The organism is Deinococcus radiotolerans, from assembly GCF_014647435.1.
GTDB lineage: Bacteria > Deinococcota > Deinococci > Deinococcales > Deinococcaceae > Deinococcus > Deinococcus radiotolerans.
Genome location: NZ_BMPE01000008.1, coordinates 105300 through 122806 on the forward strand (window position 1 = coordinate 105300; position 17507 = coordinate 122806).

A 17507-nucleotide genomic window follows, 5' to 3' on the forward strand; every position below is an offset into this window, starting at 1 on the left:
AGAGCGTGGGCGTTCACTCAAGGTGATCTTCACTCGCGTTCGGGCTGCTCGCAGGTGTCGCGGTACACGAATTGACCCAGGCGTTTGCGGTGGCGGCTGCTCCAGTCGATGCTGGGCCGCGCCTGATCGTGCGGCAGGTACCCCAGGCGGTACACGGCCATGAGTTCCAGGTCGCCGGGCACGCGCAGCAGGTCCTGGATGGCCTGCCAGTGGCGGGGGATCTCCATGGGCGTGCTGACGAACTGGATGCCCATGCCCAGCGCGCCGACGGCGTTCCAGATGTTTTCCATGGCGGCGCCCATGCCGAACACGGAGTAGAAGCCGGACAGTTCACCGGGGCGGTACTCGCCCTTGTCGAGCAGGGCGGCCAGCAGCAGGGGGCTGCCGGCCACGAGTTTGCGGTTGTCCTCCCCGAGTTTTTTCGGCACGCCAAGCTGCCGCATGAGTTTCAGTCCGGCGTCGCTGAACACCTGCCGCGTGAAGGGTTTCAGCGGGCCGGGCAGGTGGTCGATGTGAATACCGTCGCGCCGCTCCTCCATCTCCTGCTGCGTGAAGCGGAAGTAGCGGCGGTAGCGTTCGAAGAACACGCCGCCCTCGATCAGTTCGGTCATGCTCTGACCGGCGATCTGCGCGACCTGCGCGATGGTGTCGGGGTTCTCGATGAGCACGAAGCGCCACGGCTGGCTGTTGAAGTGGCTGGGGGCCGCCTGCGCGACCCGCATCAGCAGGTGCTGGTGCTCGCGGCTGACCGGGTCCGGGCGGAAGGGGCCGTTGGTGGTGCGCCGCGCGAGCATGCCGTCGATCAGATCCATACCCGCAGGCTAGCAGCGCGTGACTCAGGAACTCCAGGCGAGCAGGGCGCCCAGCGCGAATGCGGCGGCGCTCAGCAGGGCGCGCTGCCAGTGATCCGCGCGCCCCGGGCGGGTGCGGGGCATGCTCAGCAGCAGGGCGAGCGCGGGCAGCAGCGCCCACGCGGCCGCCCCGGCCCGCCACGCCAGTTCCAGGCTGAGCAGCGCTCCGGCGCAGGTCAGGAAGAACAGCGCGTGGTGCGGCCAGCGGGCCGCGTCGCGCCGCCAGCCGAGTTGCAGGCTCAGGCCCAGCGCCAGCAGCGCGCTCAGCAGCGCAGCGGTGATCAGCAGGGCCAGGTGATGCGGACTCACGCTGCATGCTCGCACGGCGCGGCCCGGTTCAGCGCGCCGCGTGACAGATGCCCTGCCGGGGCGGGTGTACGTTCAGGGGCATGCGTCCTGCCCATCTGCTGCTGCCCCTGCTGCTCCTGACCGCCTGCAAGCCCGGCGGGGCGGCGCAGGGCGGCGAGGACCTGGTGGCCAGGACCCTGTTCACGGCGACCGGGTCGTTCGACGCGCAGGCGGACTCGCGTGAGCGGATCGGTGGGGGCCTGCGCCGCGCCACCTGGACCGCCCGCCCCCCGCTGGACGCGGCCGGGGTGGTCGTGCAGTACGACAGTGACGCGCGCCCCCTGAGCTGGATGCTGGACATCCGCTCCCCGCACTTCACGGCGCAGGAACTGGCCGGGCCGGGCGCGCAGATGGTCACGACGCCGCAGGGCGAGGCGCTGCACCCCGCCCAGGCGTCCCGGCTGGCGGACACGCTGGTGCTGACCACCGCGCAGGGCCTGCGGGTGATCACGCGCGGGTACGCCACGCAGGAGGACGCCGCGCTGCTGCCCGCCTTCCGCCGCTGAGCGGCACCTGCCCTGGGGGGCTTCAGCGCACGGCGTTGCGGCCGGAGCGTTTGGCGTTGTACATGGCGCTGTCCGCCCGGGCGAACAGGTCGGCGGCACTGTCCTCAGCGCCGCGCAGGGACCCCACGCCGAAACTGGCGGTGATGTCCAGGCCCGCGATGGGCTCGCCGGCCACCTCGGCGCGCAGGCGTTCAGCGACAGCCAGCGCGTCGGTGCGGGCCAGGCCGGGCAGGATCAGCAGGAATTCTTCTCCGCCCCAGCGGCCCACCTGCCCGCCGGAGCCACCCACGCTGCGCCGCAGCCGCTTCCCAAACGAGCGGAGCACGTCGTCACCGGTGCCGTGGCCGTGCACGTCGTTCACGTGCTTGAAGTGGTCAATGTCGGTCACGATGATGCTCAGCGGCGCGCGGTTGTTCAGGGCCTGCTGGATGCTGCGCTGCAGTTCCTCCTCGGTGGCGCTGCGTCCCAGCACCTCGGTCAGGGCGTCCTTGCGGGCGGCCCTGAGGCGCGCGTCGGTGTGCAGGTGCACGCTGAGGTTCTGCTCAATGAAGCGCATGACGGAAAAGGCGATGACGCCCGTGCCGCCCATCACGATCAGGGCCGTGATCCAGTCGGCCACGTTGCTGGGTTCCACCGGGCCGTTCATCAGCAGGCTGACCACGATGGACAGGGCGCACACGACGTTCACGGCGGTGCCCAGTCGCGTGCCGAACACGAGGTAGGACACCAGCACGTTCAGCGTCAGCCACAGGGTCAGGTGCATGGGCATGTCGCCCCACGCGACGGCGCGCGGCACCTCCAGCATGGCGACCAGCAGGTACCCGACGCTGGTCACGGCGTACACGCCCTGCACCGCCTGCGGGCGCAGCAGCGTGGTGGCCGCCGTCAGGAGCGCCACGAAGGCCGCGATGTTCTTCGGGTTGCTCAGGGCCATCAGGCCCTCGCGGGGCGGGTCGACCATGGCGGTCAGGACGGCGTACAGCACGTACGCCACGCTGGCGCTGCACACCACCATGACCCGGTTGCGGCGCAGCAGTTCAGGCAGCGTGAGCGGCCTCAAAGCAGCTTCACTCCGGTGTCAGGCAGCTGGCTCATGTGGTGTCTTGAATTCTGGCATGCCGGGCCCACGCCGTCGACTCCTCGTCAGGGGGGGCGCCGAGCGCAGCGGGACCCCGCGACCAGCACGCTGGCGGCGGGGCCCCGCTGGAGGCCAGTTCAGGCGATCAGTTCGCCGTCTTTGAAGAACAGCGCCAGTTCGCGCGCGGCGCTCTCGCTGCTGTCACTGCCGTGCGTGACGTTCTCGCCGGTGGTGGTGGCGAAGTCCGCGCGGATGCTGCCGGGGGCAGCGTTGGCGGGGTTGGTGGCGCCCATCATGGCGCGCCAGCCGGCGATGGCGTTCTCGCCTTCCAGCGCGATGGCAACCACGGGTCCGCCCGTGATGAAGTCCACCAGCTCACCGAAGAAGGGGCGCTCCTTGTGCTCGCCGTAGTGGGCTTCAGCGGTCTCGCGGGCGATGACCATCTGCTTGAGGCCCACCACGCGGTAGCCCTTGCGCTGGATGCGGGCGAGGATCTCGGGGGTCAGGCCGCGGCGGACGCCGTCGGGTTTGATCATGGCAAAGGTGCGTTCCATAGCGCTCCCGAAGATAGCAGGCTCCCCCTGCCCTGGTGTCACGTCCCCCCCTGGGCGGCCCTCCCGCCCACCTGTCCAGACTTGCAGCAAACCCCGTACAATGGGAAGGTGACCCACGATTCTCCCCCTCGCCCATCCGGCGACGCGGCCCGCATTGCGCTGATCGCCTGCGCGGTTGCCGCCCTGGGCATGCTTCTCTTCCCCCTGGCCACACTGGGCCGGGGATTCAGTGCCGACGCCGTCCTCCTGCACGTCACGGGCAGCGTCATGAACCTCACCTCGAACCAGCAGGCCCCCCTGCCACCCACCGGGACAGTCCTGGGCCTCGCCTGGGCCACGCTGGCCGCCCTGATCGTCACCCTGCTGGGCGCCTGGCAGCGTCAGCGCTGGTTCTGGCTGACGGGCCTGCTGACCTTCGGGCTGGCCACGGCCGCCGTGATCGTACTGGGCGGCGCTCTGGATGACCAGACCAGGCGCGTGCTGGCCGACACCACCCTGCGCCCCGGCGCCAAGCGGCAGCTGGGGAACTTCTACGCCAGTGGCGGCATGAACCTGGGCCTGTTCCTCCCGGCCCTGGCGGGCCTGATCGCGGCCGGCGCGGGCCTCAGCGCCCTGCCGCGCGTGTGGCAGGCGTTCAACCGCATGCGCAGTCTGCTGGTGCCCATCGCCGCGATCGGCCTGGCGGTCCTGGTCGGCGCGATCGTCGTGCTGATCGTGCAGCCCAGCATCAACCAGAGCGGCGCGCCCATGGGCCTGTGGAGCGCGTGGCTGGCGAAATCGGACCTGGTGTACTTCGTGTACTCCACGCTGTTCGCGCCCATCACGTCCCTGAACCCGCTGCTGGACAGCCTGAAGATCGCCACGCCGCTGATCTTCACCGGCCTGAGCGTGGCCTTCGCGTTCCGCACCGGTCTGTTCAACATTGGCGCGCCCGGGCAGCTGACCATGGGCGCCATCGCCGCCATGCTGGTCGGCGTGTACGGCCCGGCCAGCCTGGGCTACGGTCTGCTGGCCCTGAGTGTCCTGGCCGCCGCGGCAGGCGGGGCCCTGTGGGGCGCCATTCCGGGTCTGCTCAAGGCGCGCTTCGGGTCCAGCGAAGTGATCAACACGATCATGCTGAATTACATCGCGTCGTCCGTGCTGGTGTTCCTGATCGGCAGTGATTCCTTCCCGTTCCTGGGCCGCGAGTACCCGCAGCCCCTGAAGGCTGAGGGCTCGAACCCGCAGAGTGAACTGCTGCATAGCGAGGCGCAGCTGCGCCCCCTGCTGGAGGTCCTGAACGTCGGGCAGAACGGCCAGGTGGCCCTGAGCATCGGCCTGCTGGTGGCGCTGATCGCCTTTGTGGTCGTGCGTCTGCTCGTGCGCAAGAACCGCAGCCTGATCGCCTTGGCCGCGGCCGTCGTGCTGGGCGCCCTCACGTGGCGGATCGGGATTCCCGTCACCGTGACCGGCAGCCAGCTGAACGGCGCGTTCCTGATCGCGCTGCTGTGCGCGGCGGGCTTCGGCCTGCTGATGTGGCGCACCGCCGCCGGGTACGCCCTGCGCGCCGTGGGCCTGTCGCCCAAAGCCGCCGAGTACGGCGGGATCAGCGTGGCGAAGAACACCATCCTGGCCATGACCATCGCCGGGATGTTCGCGGGCCTGGCGGGCACGCACTACGTGAACGGTGGGGCGCTTGACGAGTACCGCCTGAAGCAGAACATGCCCGTGAACGTCGGCTTCGACGGCATCGCCGTGGCCCTGATGGGTCAGAGCACCCCAGCAGGCGTCGTGGCGTCCAGCATCCTGTTCGGCACCATCGACACCGGCTCGGTCAGCGTCACCACGAAGCTCGCCAAGGTGAACAGCGACATCGTGACGGTCCTCAAGGCCCTCATCGTGCTGTTCATCGCGGCCGGGGGCTTCCTGAGCCGCCGCCTCACCTCTCCCCCACCGCCCGCGCTGGTCACCGCAGCGGAACGCCACGAGACGCCCGCCGCCGTGGACACCACCACATCCCTCACGCCGCAACCGAACGTGGGTCAGGCCAGTGAGGACATCACCCGGGATGGCAAGAACTGATGGAAGCCCTCATCGCACAGATTTTCACCACGGCGTTCCTCGCCACGTTCATCCGCAGCGTCGTGCCGCTGCTGCTGACCGCGCTGGGCGGCCTGTTCAGCGAACGCAGCGGCGTCGTGAACATCGCCCTGGAAGGCCTGATCATCTTCGGCGCGCTGGCCGCCGCGGTCAGCACGCAGCTCCTCACGCCCAGCCTGGGTCAGGTGGCGCCCTGGGCCGGCTGGCTGATCGGGATGCTGGTCGGCGGCCTGATCGCCTGGATTCACGCGGTCCTGAGCATCAAGTACCGCGCCGATCAGGTCATCAGCGGCACGGCCATCAACCTGCTGGCGACCGGCGTGCCCGCCGTAGTGCTTACCGCGCTGTACGGCGTGTCCAACGAGAGCCCCAAGGTCGAACACGCGCTGCCCCTGTGGGGCGTGGGCGAACTGCGCTTCTCACCGCCCGTGTACTTCGCCTTCCTGGCCGTGGCGATCACCTGGTACGTCATGTACCGCACGCCCTACGGTCTGCGCCTGCGCGCCACCGGTGAGCAGCCGGGCGCCGCAGCCAGCATGGGCGTGAACGTGCGCCGCATGCGCTACAGCGCCGTGATCCTGTCCGGCGTGCTGGCCGGGACGGCCGGCACGTTCCTCAGCATCGGGAACCTCGACTCGTACGTGCGCAACATCAGCGCCGGCGCCGGCTTCATCGCCCTGGCCGCCCTGATCTTCGGGCAGTGGAAACCCCTGGGCGTGCTGGGCGCCACGCTGCTGTTCGGGCTGCTGCAGGCGCTGAGTATCGTCCTGGGGGGCACCAACCTGCTGCCCAGCACGCTGGTTCAGGCCCTGCCGTACCTGATCACCATCCTCGCGCTGATCTTCACGGGCCGCAGCCGTGCGCCCAAGGCCCTGGGCCGCTCCTACGACAGCTGACACAAGCACGAGCAGCGCGGCCGGACAGTTCCCTCTGTCCGGCCGCGCGACTTGTGTTCCTTCACGGCGGGTCCAGCGCACAATGCGCTACTGTGGACGGTACCGTGACGAGTTTCGGAGCTGCCCTTCGACAGGCCCGCGAGCAGCTGGGGCTGAGCACGCAGGACGTGGCCCTGCGCACCAAGATCCGCGGGGATTACCTGCGCGCCCTGGAGGACGGGAACCTGAGCCTCCTGCCGGAACGCACGTTCACCCGCTCCTACCTCACCCGCTACGCCCGCGAACTGGGCCTGGACCCCCAGCCGCTCCTGCAGGACTTCGACCGGACCTCCCCCGCCCCGGCTGGATCCTCCCAATCAGCCCGGCCCGTCCCTCGCCGGCGCCGCGTGCCTGTCACGCTGATCGCCGCGCTGCTGGGCGGACTGCTGATCGTGGGGGCGAGCGGTTACCTGCTCAGCCAGCGCGCCACCCGCCCCGCCCCGGTCGTCCAAGCGGACCCGGCGCCCACCCCAGCCCCGGCCCACGCGGCCACCGTCCGCCTGACCGTCAAGGTGACGCCCCCCGGCGCGCGCGTGTACCTGGACAACCGCGACCTGGGCAGCGCACCCATCCTGGCCTTCCCGGTGGACGCCCGCACCCAGGCAGAACTGCGCGTGGAACTCAGTGGCCGCGAGCCGCTGCGGCAGGCGATCAACGTGACCCGCAGCCGGAACCTGCGGGTCAATCTGAACGTCAAGGGCAAACCCAGCGTCCTGACGGACGCCGCAGCCCCCGCACCCCGGCCAGCCTCAGCTCAGACGACCACCCGGGGCGCCGCGACCCCTGGGCAGGGGACCCAGACGACCCCAGCTCAGGGCGCCGCCACGGACACCCGCACGCCCGCAGCTGCTCCAGCCACGCCCTCGGGCGTGCAGGTGTCGTACAGCGGGCCCGCCTGGACCCGCGTGACCGACGCCAGTGGCCGCATTCTCTTCGAGGGGACGCCCACGGCCGGCACCGTGAAGTCCTACCCGAAGGGCGTCACGATCCGCACCGGGAACGCCGCCGCCGTGAAGGTCAGCGTGGACGGCGCGCCCGGCGCCGCACTGGGGCAGGCCGGTCAGGTCGTCACCCGCAGCTTCTGACCCACACGCCCACGACCCTCAGGGTTTTCCCGCAGGCCGAGCGGGAGATGACGTCTGCGCGTCAATGCCGGGCCGCCACCCCCTCGCCTCAAAGACAGGAGCGGAGTCAGGAGAGTCTGCTTCCCTTCACTGGGGCCACGTCACGGGACCGTAGACCCGCGCGCGGTGGGGCTCTGCCGCCCGGTAGAGTAGGAGCGTGTCCCGTCCCTCACGCCCCACGCCGGTCCCAACCCCGCAGCTGAACGCCTTCCAGTACGCCTGGCGCAGCCCCTGGGTGCGTCTCATGGTGTTCCTGCTGGTCTTCTACGTCCTGTACCGCTTTGTGGGGCAGGTGAAGACTGTGCTGATTGACTTCGCCGTGGCGTTCCTGATCGCTTACCTGGCCAATCCGCTGCTGAACTGGCTGGAACGCGGCCGGGTCCGGCGGGGCCTCGGAGTCTTCTTCGTGGTGCTGATCTTCGCCGCTCTGTTCAGCATGGCGGGGCTGCTGCTGGCGACCGTGTCGGGGCAGCTGATCACGCTGCTTCAGAAACTCCCCGACCAGATCGGATCGCTGGGGGACGTCCTGGACCGCGTGACATCCTGGCTGACGTCCCGGGGCGTACCGGGCCTGGCGGACTCGCGGGAGCGGCTGATCACGGCCGCTCAGGACTACGTGCAGAACATCGGGAAGAACATCGTGCCCATCCTGCAAAACGCCCTGTCTTCGACTGGCACGCTCCTCAGCGGTCTGGTGTCGATTGGCGGCATGGTCGGGCAGATCCTGCTGATCCTGCTGATGAGCGTCTACCTGATGATCGACTACAGCCGCGTGAACGCGGCCATGCTGGCGGTCTTCCCGCGCCCCTGGCAGCCACGCGTGCTGGAGTTCAGTGACCTGGTCGGCACGGCGGTGGGTGGGTACGTGCGTGGGCAGCTGCTGATCGCGTCGTTCATCGGGGTGTTCGTGTGGCTGGGCCTGAGCATCGTGGGCATTCCCAGCGCCGCGGCGATCGGCTTCCTGGCCGGGGCGTTCAATATCGTGCCGTACCTGGGGCCGATCATCGGCGCCACGCCCGCCATCCTGCTCGCGCTGACCCTGCCGGGCGCGCTGATCAAGATCGTGCTGGTGATCGTGGTGTTCGTCGCGGCCAACCAGATCGAGGGGAACTTCCTGAGTCCATACATCCTGAGCCGCACGACCGACCTGCACCCGATCACGGTGCTGGTTGCCATTCTGATCGGCGCGTCCCTGCTGGGCTTCGCGGGGGCGCTGCTGGCCGTGCCGCTGATGGCGCTGGGGAAGCTGGTATTGCAGCGGTACTACTACCCGAGTCGCGTGTATACCGACGGCCCCTGAGGCGCGGTCCACATGCAGGAGGCCCGGTCGTCTGCGGACGCCGGGCCTGTGCCGTATGGGTAGCTGTAGGTGCGCCTGCCTCTCCTCGCGGACGTATCGTATATGGCGCGTCCCTGACCGTCCGGCGGGCCGTGCTCAGCACAGGACAGCGCCCGCCCTCACCGGTTGGGGTGGGGGCGGGCGCCGGGCGTGGTCTGGGTTCAGACCAGTTCGATGAGGGCCATGGTGACGCCGTCACCGCGGCGGGTGCCGACGCGCAGGATGCGGGTGTAGCCACCGGGACGCTCGGCGTACTTGGGGGCCACTTCGTCCATGACCTTGCGCACAATGGCGTTGTCGTGGATGTCCTGGGCGACGAGGCGGCGGGCGTGCAGGTCGCCGCCCTTGGCAGTGGTGATCAGTTTCTCAACGAAGGGGCGCAGCTCCTTGGCCTTCGTGAGGGTCGTCTGGATGCGGCCCTCGCGCAGCAGAGCCGTCGCCTGGGCGCGGGCCAGGGCGGTGCGGCTGCTGCTGTTGCGGTTGAGCTTGCGACCGGCTTTACCGTGACGCATGGTGTATCTCCTTGGGGTTCAGTCGGCTCAGTCGCGCAGGGCGAGGCCGAACTGGGCGAGTTGCTGCTTGATCTCATCGAGGCTGCGCTCGCCGATGCCGGGAACCTTTTTCAGGTCACGGTCGGACAGGGCACACAGGGCGTCCACGCTGTCGATGCCTTCTTCCTTCAGGGAGTGCAGCACGCGGGTGGTGAGGCCCAGACCCTCGAGGGTCACGCGGGGGGAGTCCATCTCGGCGGGGTAATCGCCGGGGTTCAGGTTGAGGCTGGCGGTGCTGGGCGGCAGGTCGTACACGTTCGGCGCGGTGGGCGCGGGGGTGTAGACGGGCTGCTGGTACTCGGGTGCAGCGGCGGGGAGGGTTTCCACGTTGCCGAACACCGTGAGTTCTTCACGAAGGATCTCAACAGCCTTGTCCAGGGCGTCCTGGGGGCTGGTGCTGCCGTCGGTCCAGACACGCAGGATCAGGCGGTCCAGGTCAGTCTGCTGGCCCACGCGGGTGTTCTCGACGTGGTACGCCACGCGGCGCACGGGGGAGAACACAGCGTCGACGGGGATCGAGTTGATGCGGTCCTTGGTGGCGTGCTTGTCCGCGGGGACGTAGCCTTCGCCTTCCTCAACGCGCACTTCCATGACCAGCTTGCCGTCCTCGGCGAGGTTGGCGATGACCAGGTCAGGGTTGACGATCTCCGCGTCACTGGGGACCTCGAAGGCGCTGGCCTTGACGACGCCTTCGCCCTGCGCACGCAGGGTGAGGGTCTTGGGCCCTGAGGCGTGGAATTTCACCACGAGTTCCTTGAGGTTCAGGATGATCTGGATGACGTCTTCCTTGACGCCGGGGATCGTAGAGAACTCATGCAGGACGTCCTCGATGTACACGCTGGTGACAGCGGTACCGGGGATGGAGGACATCAGGATGCGCCGGATGGGGTTCCCGATGGTGACGCCGTAGCCGCGGGTGAGCGGTTCCAGGACGAACTCGCCGTAGTCGCCGTCCACACGGGCTTTGAGTTGAGGGCGCTTTTGATCCACTGGGGCCTCCTGATTTAGCGCGAGTAGTACTCGATGATGAAGTTCTCGTTGATGGGCAGGGCGAGGTCTTCACGCGCGGGGAGGCGGGAGAAGGTGCCCTTGAAGTTCTCGGCGTCCAGTTCAACCCAGGGGCTCACGCGGCGGCGCTTCTGCGCTTCCATGTTCTCCTGAATGAAGCCGATCTTGCGGCCGAGGTCAGACACGCTGATCTCGTCGCCGATCTTCACGCGGTAGCTGGCGATGTCGACTTTCTTGCCGTTGACCAGGATGTGGCCGTGGCCGACGAACTGGCGGGCCTGGCGGCGGGTGCTCGCGAAGCCCATGCGGAAGACGACGTTGTCCAGGCGGCGTTCGAGCAGCTGCAGGAACACGGTGCCGGTCACGCCGGGAACGTTGGCCGCTTCCTCGAAGAGGTTACGGAACTGCTTTTCCCCGATGCCGTACAGGCGGGCGAGTTTCTGCTTTTCACGCAGACGCACGCTGTAGTCGCTGGGGCGGCCGCGGCCACGGCGCTGGCCGTGCTGGCCGGGCGCGTAGGGGCGCTTGTCCAGGTACTTCTGGACTTTTTCGGTCTCCGCGAGGTTGATGCCTTCGCGGCGGCTGAGTTTGGTGATGGAACCACGGAAACGACCCATGTTTGACTCTCCTTGCGGCCTGCGCCCTGTGGGGGCAGTGCCGGGTCTGCGGCCCTCTGTTGCCCGCCTCCGTTGCCTGTGGTGAGGCTTACGTCACCATGAGGTGAGCGGTGGAGGCGGGGCAGGTGGGCGCGCGCGTGCGCTTTAGGCGCGGAACTTCTTCTTGGGGCGGCAGCCGTTGTGCGGCACGGGGGTGTCGTCCATGATGGACTTCACTTCGATGCCCGACGCCTGGATGGCGCGGATGGCCTGCTCGCGGCCGGAGCCGGAGCCGCGCACGATCACGTCGACAATGTTCATGCCGAAGGTCTGCTGGGCCTTCTTGACGGCGTCAGCGGCGGCCAGCTGGGCGGCGTAGGGGGTGCCCTTCTTGCTGCCCTTGTACCCGATCGTCCCGCCGCTGCTCCAGGCAACGCTGTTGCCGTCGAGGTCGGTGATGGTGACGATGGTGTTGTTGTAGCTGGCGTGCACGTACGCGCGGCCAGCGCTGATGTTGCGCCGGGCGCGGCGCGGGGTCTTGCCTTTGGTGCTCTTCGCCATGGCTTACTTCCTCGTGGCCTTTTTCTTGCCGGCGACGGTCTTGCGGGGTCCCTTGCGGGTGCGCGCGTTCGTCTTGGTGCGCTGGCCGCGCACGGGCAGACCGCGGCGGTGACGCAGGCCGCGGTAGGCGCCGATGTCCATCAGGCGCTTGATGTTCTGGCCGACTTCGCTGCGGAGGTCACCTTCGACCTTGTAGGTCTTCTCGATGGCTTCACGCAGGGTGCTCTGATCGCCTTCGCTGAGGTTCTTGACGCGGGTGTCCGGGTTGATGCCGGTGCGTTCCAGAACTTCCTTGCTGCGGGTCAGGCCGATGCCGTAGATGTAGGTGAGCGCGATTTCGACGCGCTTTTCGCGGGGCAGGTCAACGCCAGCAATACGCGCCATGCTTAACCCTGCCTCTGCTTGTGCTTGACGTTGGAGCAAATGACCAGCACGCGCCCGTGGCGGCGGATCACTTTGCAGTTGTCGCACATCTTTTTGACACTGCTACGAACTTTCATTGCTTCCTCCTCGCGCCGCCGCGCCCGCTCACCCCATCCTGGGTGCGTGACTGGCAGCGCTCGACCCCCCTCCCACTCTTGGGTGGGGAATCTGTTGGGTACTTCGGCCCGGCTCTACTTGCGGTAGACGATGCGACCGCGCGTCGTGTCGTAGGGACTGATTTCCAGAACCACACGGTCCCCGGGCAGGATGCGGATGTAGTGAATGCGCATCTTGCCACTGATGTAAGCCAGGATGTCGTGCCCGGTGTCAAGCTTCACGCGGAACGTGGTGTTCGGCAGCGCCTCTTCGACCACGCCCTCGGCCCGCACGGTATCGGACTCTTCCTTCTTACGCTTTTCCCGCTGTTCCGGCATCTTTCGTCTCGCCACGCAACCTCCAGGCCTGATACAAGCCAAACGTAAAGGTATCATGACCCTTCCCGGAACGGCAAGACTGGTGGGCGCGGTGTGGTGACAGGGCTGGTCTGGTCCGCCCGTGCGTTCGTTTATTCCGGACGCTGCTGCTCCAGGACCTCCTGCCAGAAGGTCAGGCAGGCCTGCTCGTACAGTTCGCCCATGCGCAGCGTGCGCGAGAACGGGGGCTGATCGGGCACCGCGCAGGGATCGGCGTGCATCATGGCGTGATACGTGGCCAGCCGTTCCTGATGCTGACGCACTTGGTCTGTGGCCAGGACCCGCAAGGCCGCCCGGTCGTCCGGCGGTGTGAAGAACATCCGCAGCAGACCCGGGTCCCGCAGTTCCGGCAGGCCAGCCGGGCTGCGCCGCCAGTCGTCCAGGGCGGCCCGGCCCGCGTCCGTGATGCTGAACAGGCGGCGGCGCCGGCCCCGGTCTTCCTGCGTCTCGTTCAGCAGCCCCAGCGTGACGAGCCGCTGGGGTTCGGCGTACAGCTGTGACCGTGGGAAGGACCAGAAGTACCCCACCGATTCATCCACCCAGCGCTTGAGATCGTAGGCGGTGGCGGGTCCGGTGTGGTTCAGGAAGCCCAGCACGATGAACGCCGAGGGGCCTAGGGTTGCGTCCGACATCCCCACAGCGTACCATCAGGTTAGACCATCCAGAATAGACCATTCGATTTGGATGGTCATGGTTGTTCAGGAGGACGCATGACCCGCAGCGCCACGACCGCTCCACAGCCCCTGCCCCCCCGCCTCACCGCTGAACTGGACGGTCCCTTCGCCGTCTTCCTGATCGGCGCCCGCGTGAACCAGCCCTGGAACCTCCCCGCGTGGCTCCCGGTCTTCCGCGCCATGCCGCGCATGCTGCGTGAACTGCACGCGCAGCCCGAACTGGGCCTGCTGGGCGGCCAGACCCACGGCACCACCCTGATCCAGTACTGGCGCAGCGCCGAGCACCTGCACGCCTACGCCCACGCGCGTGACCACGCCCACCTGCCCGCGTGGCGCGCCTTCAACCAGGCGGCCCGGCGGCACCCGGGCGCCGTCGGCATCTGGCACGAGACGTACCTGATTCAGCCCGGCGCCTACGAAACCGTGTACGTGGACATGCCTCCATTCGGCCTGGGGCGCGCCGGTACCCTGGTGCCCGCCACCGGACGGCGCCAGAGCGCCCAGGGTCGCCTGAACGCCCAGCCCAGCGAGGTACGCACCTGAGCCCACCTGACCGGGAGGGCCGTGTCAGGCTGGCCGCATGCAGCCTCCCGCCGTGCTGTCCAGCGCACTGACCCTGATCGCGCAGGCCCCTGCGCTGTGGCCCGACTTTGCGCCTCAGCGCACGCCCCTGCTGACCTTCGACGGCACGCGCACCTGGCTGCACCACGCGCCGGACGGGCCAGCGGAACCCGGCTGGACCCAGACCGCAGGCGCGTCGGTGTGGCCGGGACGCCATCCCGCGCTCAACGCGCACACCGCTGTGACCCTGCCCAGTGGGCTCCGCGCCGCAGGCGTGCTGCTGCCCGACCTGTCCCTCCCCACAGCTCCTGCGCCCGCCGCCCGGGTGCTGGCCGCCACGCTGACCCACGAGGCTTTTCACGTGTACCAGCAGGCCACGCCGTCTGTGGCCTGGGAGACGGACGAGCTGGCCGCCCTGACCTACCCCACGGGGGCGGCCGTCCGGCACGCCCGCGCGGAGGAAACGCACCACCTGCGCCGCGCCCTGCACCAGGCAGACTGGGTGACCTCCGCGCGGCGCGCGCTACACTGGCGCGCCCAGCGGCACGCGCAGCTGAGCGGCCCACATCAGCACTGTGAAACCCGCATGGAAACCACAGAAGGTCTGGCCCAGTTCGTGGAGACCCGCTTCCTGGACGAGCGTCCTCGCCTTGACCCGGTCGCCGCCACCCGGATGGGTCTGCGGGCATGGGCCTATCACAGCGGCGCGGCGCTGGCTTCCCTGCTGACGCGCACGGACGCGCCCTGGCACAGCGAGATGCGGGCAGGACACGCGCTGGCCGACCTGCTGGAACGCCACCTTGGGCCTCCCCTGCCCGCCCCGGCACACGAACACCTGCGGAACGCCGCTCACGCCGCAGCCGACGCCCACGACGCGGAGCTTCAGGCGCGGCTGAGTGCCTTCCACGCGCAGCCCGGCCCCGCCCTGCACCTGAGCCGCGCGGGAGGCCTGACACTGACCGGCTTCGACCCCATGAATCTGCACGTCCTGCCCGGCGGGGCGCTCCTGCACACCCGGCACCTTCAACTGCGAGCACCCGACATGACGGTAGAAACCCTGAACCACGCGGCACTGGTGCGCGGTCCCACGCCACTTCACGTGGACGCCCTGACGCTCCGTGGCCTGCCCATGCCCACGCTGCACGCGGGCCGCTGGCAGGTGCGCACGCCCACCCTCACCGTGGACCTGCCAGCGGCGGCCGTGCAGATCAGCGGGGACGGCTGGTCAGCCCAGCTGCCCTGACGGCACCGGCCACGGGCCCCAGGTCAGGTCCGCGGGCGCACAGGGCCGCGACACGTAATACCCCTGGATCAGGTCGCAGCCCCACTCACGCAGGTCCCGCCACTGCTCGGGCCGCTCAACGCCCTCGGCGACCACCTGCACGCCCGCCTCGTGCGCGAAGGTGATCAGGGCGCGCACAATCGGCCGGGACGAGCGCGCAGGTGGCGGAGCGTCCTGATCCTGAATCAGCGAGCGGTCAATCTTGAGCCACTGCGCAGGCAGGCGGTGCAGGCGACTGATACTGGAGTACCCCGTCCCGAAATCATCCAGCGCCAGCGGCAGGCCCAGCGACGCCACCCGCGCCGTGTGATCATCGCCGCCCGGCCCGCCGAACACCGCGCCCTCCGTGACCTCCAGCATCAGCGCCTGCGGATCCAGCTGAAATTCATCCAACACCGCCCGGACCACGCCCGCGAATTCAGGCTGCGCCAGCTGCCGCGGCGCCACGTTCACCGACACCCGCAGCGCCGGCCGTGCCTGGCGCCACGTGGCCAGCTGCCGCGCCGCCTCGCGCAGCACCCACTCTCCCAGCGGCACGATCAGGTCCGTGCTTTCCACCAGCGGAATGAAGCGGCCCGGCGGGACCAGACCTAGCTCCGGGTGCTGCCAGCGCACCAGCGCCTCCAGCGCCCGCACCTCGCCCGTCGCGGTATCCACGATCGGCTGGTAGTGCAGGCAGAACTCCTCGCGGTCCAGCGCCACCCGCAGCGCCTGCTCCAGTTCCATGCGTTCCAGCGCGGAATCACTGAGGTTCGCGTGGAAGCGGCGCACCGCGTGCCGGTCCTGCTTCGCGTGGTACATCGCCAGGTCCGCGTTCTTCTGTAACGTCCGGACGTCCTGACCGTCCAGGGGCGCCACGGTCACCCCGATGGACGCCGTGACCGTCCACTCCCGCCCGCCCAGCAGGACGGGCGCCGTCAGCGCGTGCAGCAGGCGCTGCGCGGCCAGCTCCGCCTCCTCATGCGAGCGCACGCCGCGCAGCAGCACCGTGAACTCATCCCCACCCTGCCGGGCCACCAGGTCCCCCTCGCGCACCGTGCGGCGCAGACGATCCGCGACCTGCACGAGCAGCTGATCACCCATGTCATGTCCCATGGTGTCATTCACCTGCTTGAAGTGATCCAGGTCGATGAACAGCACGCCCAGGGACGCGGTGGTCGTCACGGCACGCTGCAGTTCTACCTCGAACGCCGCGCGGTTCACGAGTCCGGTCAGCGCGTCGTGCCGCGCCTGATGTGCCAGCTGCCCCTGCACCTCCTGAAGCGCGGCGTTCGCGCTGGTCAGCTCGGCGCTGCGCAGCCGCTCCTGCTCGGCACGGTGCGCCAGCTGCTCCAGCTTCATCTGCGTGGCCGTCACCTGCGTCCGGCGCTGCAACACCTCGGTCAGCGCCTGCCGCTCCAGGTCCGCGGCCAGCCGCGCGTGCCGCAGCGCGCCCGGCGCGTCCCCGCCCGCCTCCAGCAGACCCGAGAGCGCCTCATGCGCCTGAATCTGCCGGAAATTCACGGCCAGTTCATCCGCCAGCGCCGCCGCCCGTTCCAGGGTCGCGCGGGCCGGGGCGGCGTCCAGGGCCAGCTGCGCGCGCCCCAGCAGCACCAGCGCGTCGCAGAGATTCTCGCGGTCCCCGAGTTCCTCAGAGCCGCGCACCGCGCACTCCGCCTCGACCAGCGCCTCAGCCACCCGGTTCAGGTCGAGCAGGTTCGCGGCCATGTTCGCGCGCAGCAGGAACTCATGCTGCCGGTATCCGTGCGCCTGCGCGCGCGCCAGCGTCTCCCGGTTCAGGCTCAGGGCTTCCTCGAACCGGCCCAGGTAATGCGAATCCAGCGCCGCGTTAATGGACGCACTCGACAGAATCAGGTCATGCCCGGTCTCGCGCGCCAGATCCAAGGCGTCCTGATGGTACGAGAGGGCCGTATCGAACTCCTGCAGGTCCAGGTACAGGTTGCCAATGTTGTTCAGAGAGCGCGCCTGCGACAGCCGGTCCCCGGTCGCCTGCCCCAGTTGTAGGCAGCGCAGGTGGCGGTCCATGGCCGCGCCGTACTGCCCCTGCTTCACGAACGTGATGGCCTGACCGTTGATCGCGCGCGTCTGCGTGGCAGATGCACCGATCCGCGCCGCCTGCGCCTCGCTCGCCTCGAACAGGGCCAGCGCCTCCGGGTACTCCGCGAGGAAGAAATGCCCGTACCCGCACAGCATCCGCGCCCGCGCCTCACCAGCCTCGTAGCCCAGCTGCCGCGCCAGATCCAGCGCCCCGGACGCCAGATCCTGCGAGCGCTGCATGGACGTCATGAGCACCGCGTCCGCCTCGTCATTCAGGCGGTCCACGTCCAGCCACGAGCGGGCGGCGGGATGAGGCAGAGCGTGGGCGGGGGTGTGAGTCACAGGTCCGGGTCCTCCTGAAGGATGTGCCCGTCAAGATAGTCACGTGCCGCTGACAGTCTTCTGAACACCCCCCGCAGGTCAAACCTTAACCGGACGGAATTGGGCCACAGCACTGAAACCCATCGCGGCGGCCCTCAGCCCGATCAGCGCTGCCGTGGACGGCACACCCACCTGAATGCCCAACG

General features: G+C 69.0%; 20 protein-coding genes. 7 read left to right on the plus strand and 13 right to left on the minus strand.

Translation table 11 applies throughout. The features are described from left to right. Nucleotides 1-29: 29 nt before the first annotated feature. Nucleotides 30-812, minus strand: coding sequence for a nitroreductase family protein (locus tag IEY63_RS13885; protein WP_189069603.1), 783 nt, complete (start codon nucleotides 810-812; stop codon nucleotides 30-32). A gap of 24 nt (nucleotides 813-836) precedes the next feature. Then, the gene (locus tag IEY63_RS13890) at nucleotides 837-1160 is read right to left on the minus strand and encodes a hypothetical protein (RefSeq protein WP_189069604.1); all 324 of its coding nucleotides are present in this window, start codon (nucleotides 1158-1160) and stop codon (nucleotides 837-839) included. Nucleotides 1161-1240: 80 nt separating this feature from the next. Between IEY63_RS13890 and IEY63_RS13895 the strand changes: the two genes are divergently transcribed. Next, entirely contained in the window at nucleotides 1241-1705 is a 465-nt protein-coding gene (locus tag IEY63_RS13895) for a hypothetical protein (RefSeq protein ID WP_189069605.1), read from the plus strand. A 22-nt stretch (nucleotides 1706-1727) separates the two neighbouring features. Here the strand turns inward: IEY63_RS13895 and IEY63_RS13900 are convergent, their stop codons facing one another. Both IEY63_RS13900 and ndk read right to left on the minus strand, forming a co-directional pair. Beyond that, nucleotides 1728-2765, minus strand: a complete 1038-nt coding sequence (locus tag IEY63_RS13900; RefSeq protein ID WP_229784717.1) for a GGDEF domain-containing protein — start codon at nucleotides 2763-2765, stop codon at nucleotides 1728-1730. A 155-nt stretch (nucleotides 2766-2920) separates the two neighbouring features. After that, complete coding sequence (gene ndk / locus IEY63_RS13905; RefSeq protein ID WP_189069606.1) at nucleotides 2921-3337, minus strand: nucleoside-diphosphate kinase; 417 nt, start codon at nucleotides 3335-3337, stop codon at nucleotides 2921-2923. 108 nt (nucleotides 3338-3445) lie between these two features. On the opposite strand from ndk, the gene IEY63_RS13910 reads away from it, so the two are divergent. The 4 genes from IEY63_RS13910 to IEY63_RS13925 all read left to right on the plus strand — a co-directional run bounded on the left by IEY63_RS13910 (nucleotide 3446) and on the right by IEY63_RS13925 (nucleotide 8775). Then, nucleotides 3446-5398: an ABC transporter permease gene (locus IEY63_RS13910; RefSeq protein WP_373290924.1), complete on the plus strand. Its 1953-nt coding sequence runs from the start codon at nucleotides 3446-3448 to the stop codon at nucleotides 5396-5398. After that, nucleotides 5398-6312: an ABC transporter permease gene (locus tag IEY63_RS13915; RefSeq protein WP_189069607.1), complete on the plus strand. Its 915-nt coding sequence runs from the start codon at nucleotides 5398-5400 to the stop codon at nucleotides 6310-6312. The genes IEY63_RS13910 and IEY63_RS13915 overlap by 1 nt, the downstream gene beginning before the upstream one ends. Before the next feature lie 104 nt (nucleotides 6313-6416). Then, nucleotides 6417-7436 carry a RodZ domain-containing protein gene (locus IEY63_RS13920; protein WP_189069608.1) on the plus strand — a complete coding sequence of 340 codons (1020 nt, stop codon included), beginning with the start codon at nucleotides 6417-6419 and terminating at the stop codon, nucleotides 7434-7436. A gap of 283 nt (nucleotides 7437-7719) precedes the next feature. After that, entirely contained in the window at nucleotides 7720-8775 is a 1056-nt protein-coding gene (locus IEY63_RS13925) for an AI-2E family transporter (protein ID WP_189069642.1), read from the plus strand. Nucleotides 8776-8975: 200 nt separating this feature from the next. Here the strand turns inward: IEY63_RS13925 and rplQ are convergent, their stop codons facing one another. The 8 genes from rplQ to IEY63_RS13965 all read right to left on the minus strand — a co-directional run bounded on the left by rplQ (nucleotide 8976) and on the right by IEY63_RS13965 (nucleotide 13058). Next, nucleotides 8976-9326, minus strand: a complete 351-nt coding sequence (gene rplQ / locus IEY63_RS13930; RefSeq protein WP_189069609.1) for a 50S ribosomal protein L17 — start codon at nucleotides 9324-9326, stop codon at nucleotides 8976-8978. 27 nt (nucleotides 9327-9353) lie between these two features. Beyond that, nucleotides 9354-10355 (minus strand): DNA-directed RNA polymerase subunit alpha, encoded by a 1002-nt coding sequence (locus IEY63_RS13935; protein ID WP_189069610.1) that lies wholly within the window; start codon nucleotides 10353-10355, stop codon nucleotides 9354-9356. A 14-nt stretch (nucleotides 10356-10369) separates the two neighbouring features. After that, on the minus strand, nucleotides 10370-10990 hold the full coding sequence (rpsD, locus tag IEY63_RS13940) for a 30S ribosomal protein S4 (protein WP_046843185.1): 621 nt from the start codon (nucleotides 10988-10990) through the stop codon (nucleotides 10370-10372). A 144-nt stretch (nucleotides 10991-11134) separates the two neighbouring features. Then, complete coding sequence (gene rpsK, locus IEY63_RS13945; RefSeq protein ID WP_046843186.1) at nucleotides 11135-11530, minus strand: 30S ribosomal protein S11; 396 nt, start codon at nucleotides 11528-11530, stop codon at nucleotides 11135-11137. A 3-nt stretch (nucleotides 11531-11533) separates the two neighbouring features. Beyond that, a complete protein-coding gene (gene rpsM, locus IEY63_RS13950; protein WP_189069611.1) occupies nucleotides 11534-11914 on the minus strand; it encodes a 30S ribosomal protein S13 in 381 nt (126 codons plus the stop codon). 2 nt (nucleotides 11915-11916) lie between these two features. Then, nucleotides 11917-12030: a 50S ribosomal protein L36 gene (rpmJ, locus tag IEY63_RS13955; RefSeq protein ID WP_012693977.1), complete on the minus strand. Its 114-nt coding sequence runs from the start codon at nucleotides 12028-12030 to the stop codon at nucleotides 11917-11919. A 114-nt stretch (nucleotides 12031-12144) separates the two neighbouring features. Next, the gene (gene infA, locus IEY63_RS13960) at nucleotides 12145-12387 is read right to left on the minus strand and encodes a translation initiation factor IF-1 (protein WP_012693978.1); all 243 of its coding nucleotides are present in this window, start codon (nucleotides 12385-12387) and stop codon (nucleotides 12145-12147) included. 131 nt (nucleotides 12388-12518) lie between these two features. Continuing rightward, the gene (locus IEY63_RS13965) at nucleotides 12519-13058 is read right to left on the minus strand and encodes a PadR family transcriptional regulator (protein WP_189069612.1); all 540 of its coding nucleotides are present in this window, start codon (nucleotides 13056-13058) and stop codon (nucleotides 12519-12521) included. A gap of 78 nt (nucleotides 13059-13136) precedes the next feature. On the opposite strand from IEY63_RS13965, the gene IEY63_RS13970 reads away from it, so the two are divergent. Together IEY63_RS13970 and IEY63_RS13975 are read left to right on the plus strand one after the other, a co-directional pair. Next, the gene (locus IEY63_RS13970; RefSeq protein ID WP_189069613.1) at nucleotides 13137-13643 is read left to right on the plus strand and encodes a DUF4188 domain-containing protein; all 507 of its coding nucleotides are present in this window, start codon (nucleotides 13137-13139) and stop codon (nucleotides 13641-13643) included. Nucleotides 13644-13680: 37 nt separating this feature from the next. Further along, nucleotides 13681-14904, plus strand: a complete 1224-nt coding sequence (locus IEY63_RS13975; RefSeq protein WP_189069614.1) for a hypothetical protein — start codon at nucleotides 13681-13683, stop codon at nucleotides 14902-14904. Here IEY63_RS13975 and IEY63_RS13980 read toward each other — a convergent pair. Beyond that, nucleotides 14887-17322 (minus strand): EAL domain-containing protein, encoded by a 2436-nt coding sequence (locus IEY63_RS13980; protein ID WP_229784718.1) that lies wholly within the window; start codon nucleotides 17320-17322, stop codon nucleotides 14887-14889. The two genes, IEY63_RS13975 and IEY63_RS13980, sit on opposite strands and share 18 nt — an antisense overlap. Nucleotides 17323-17507: the final 185 nt, after the last annotated feature.

Excerpts from the sequence above, each read along its gene's own strand:
- IEY63_RS13975 (WP_189069614.1), top strand. The coding sequence starts at position 13,681 with ATGCAGCCTCCCGCCGTGCTGTCCAGCGCACTGACCCTGATCGCGCAG.
- rplQ (WP_189069609.1), bottom strand. The coding sequence starts at position 9,326 with ATGCGTCACGGTAAAGCCGGTCGCAAGCTCAACCGCAACAGCAGCAGC.
- IEY63_RS13885 (WP_189069603.1), bottom strand. The coding sequence starts at position 812 with ATGGATCTGATCGACGGCATGCTCGCGCGGCGCACCACCAACGGCCCC.
- infA (WP_012693978.1), bottom strand. The coding sequence starts at position 12,387 with ATGCCGGAACAGCGGGAAAAGCGTAAGAAGGAAGAGTCCGATACCGTG.
- IEY63_RS13895 (WP_189069605.1), top strand. The coding sequence starts at position 1,241 with ATGCGTCCTGCCCATCTGCTGCTGCCCCTGCTGCTCCTGACCGCCTGC.
- rpsD (WP_046843185.1), bottom strand. The coding sequence starts at position 10,990 with ATGGGTCGTTTCCGTGGTTCCATCACCAAACTCAGCCGCCGCGAAGGC.
- IEY63_RS13925 (WP_189069642.1), top strand. The coding sequence starts at position 7,720 with ATGGTGTTCCTGCTGGTCTTCTACGTCCTGTACCGCTTTGTGGGGCAG.
- rpsK (WP_046843186.1), bottom strand. The coding sequence starts at position 11,530 with ATGGCGAAGAGCACCAAAGGCAAGACCCCGCGCCGCGCCCGGCGCAAC.
- IEY63_RS13970 (WP_189069613.1), top strand. The coding sequence starts at position 13,137 with ATGACCCGCAGCGCCACGACCGCTCCACAGCCCCTGCCCCCCCGCCTC.
- rpmJ (WP_012693977.1), bottom strand. The coding sequence starts at position 12,030 with ATGAAAGTTCGTAGCAGTGTCAAAAAGATGTGCGACAACTGCAAAGTG.
- IEY63_RS13915 (WP_189069607.1), top strand. The coding sequence starts at position 5,398 with ATGGAAGCCCTCATCGCACAGATTTTCACCACGGCGTTCCTCGCCACG.
- rpsM (WP_189069611.1), bottom strand. The coding sequence starts at position 11,914 with ATGGCGCGTATTGCTGGCGTTGACCTGCCCCGCGAAAAGCGCGTCGAA.
- ndk (WP_189069606.1), bottom strand. The coding sequence starts at position 3,337 with ATGGAACGCACCTTTGCCATGATCAAACCCGACGGCGTCCGCCGCGGC.
- IEY63_RS13965 (WP_189069612.1), bottom strand. The coding sequence starts at position 13,058 with ATGTCGGACGCAACCCTAGGCCCCTCGGCGTTCATCGTGCTGGGCTTC.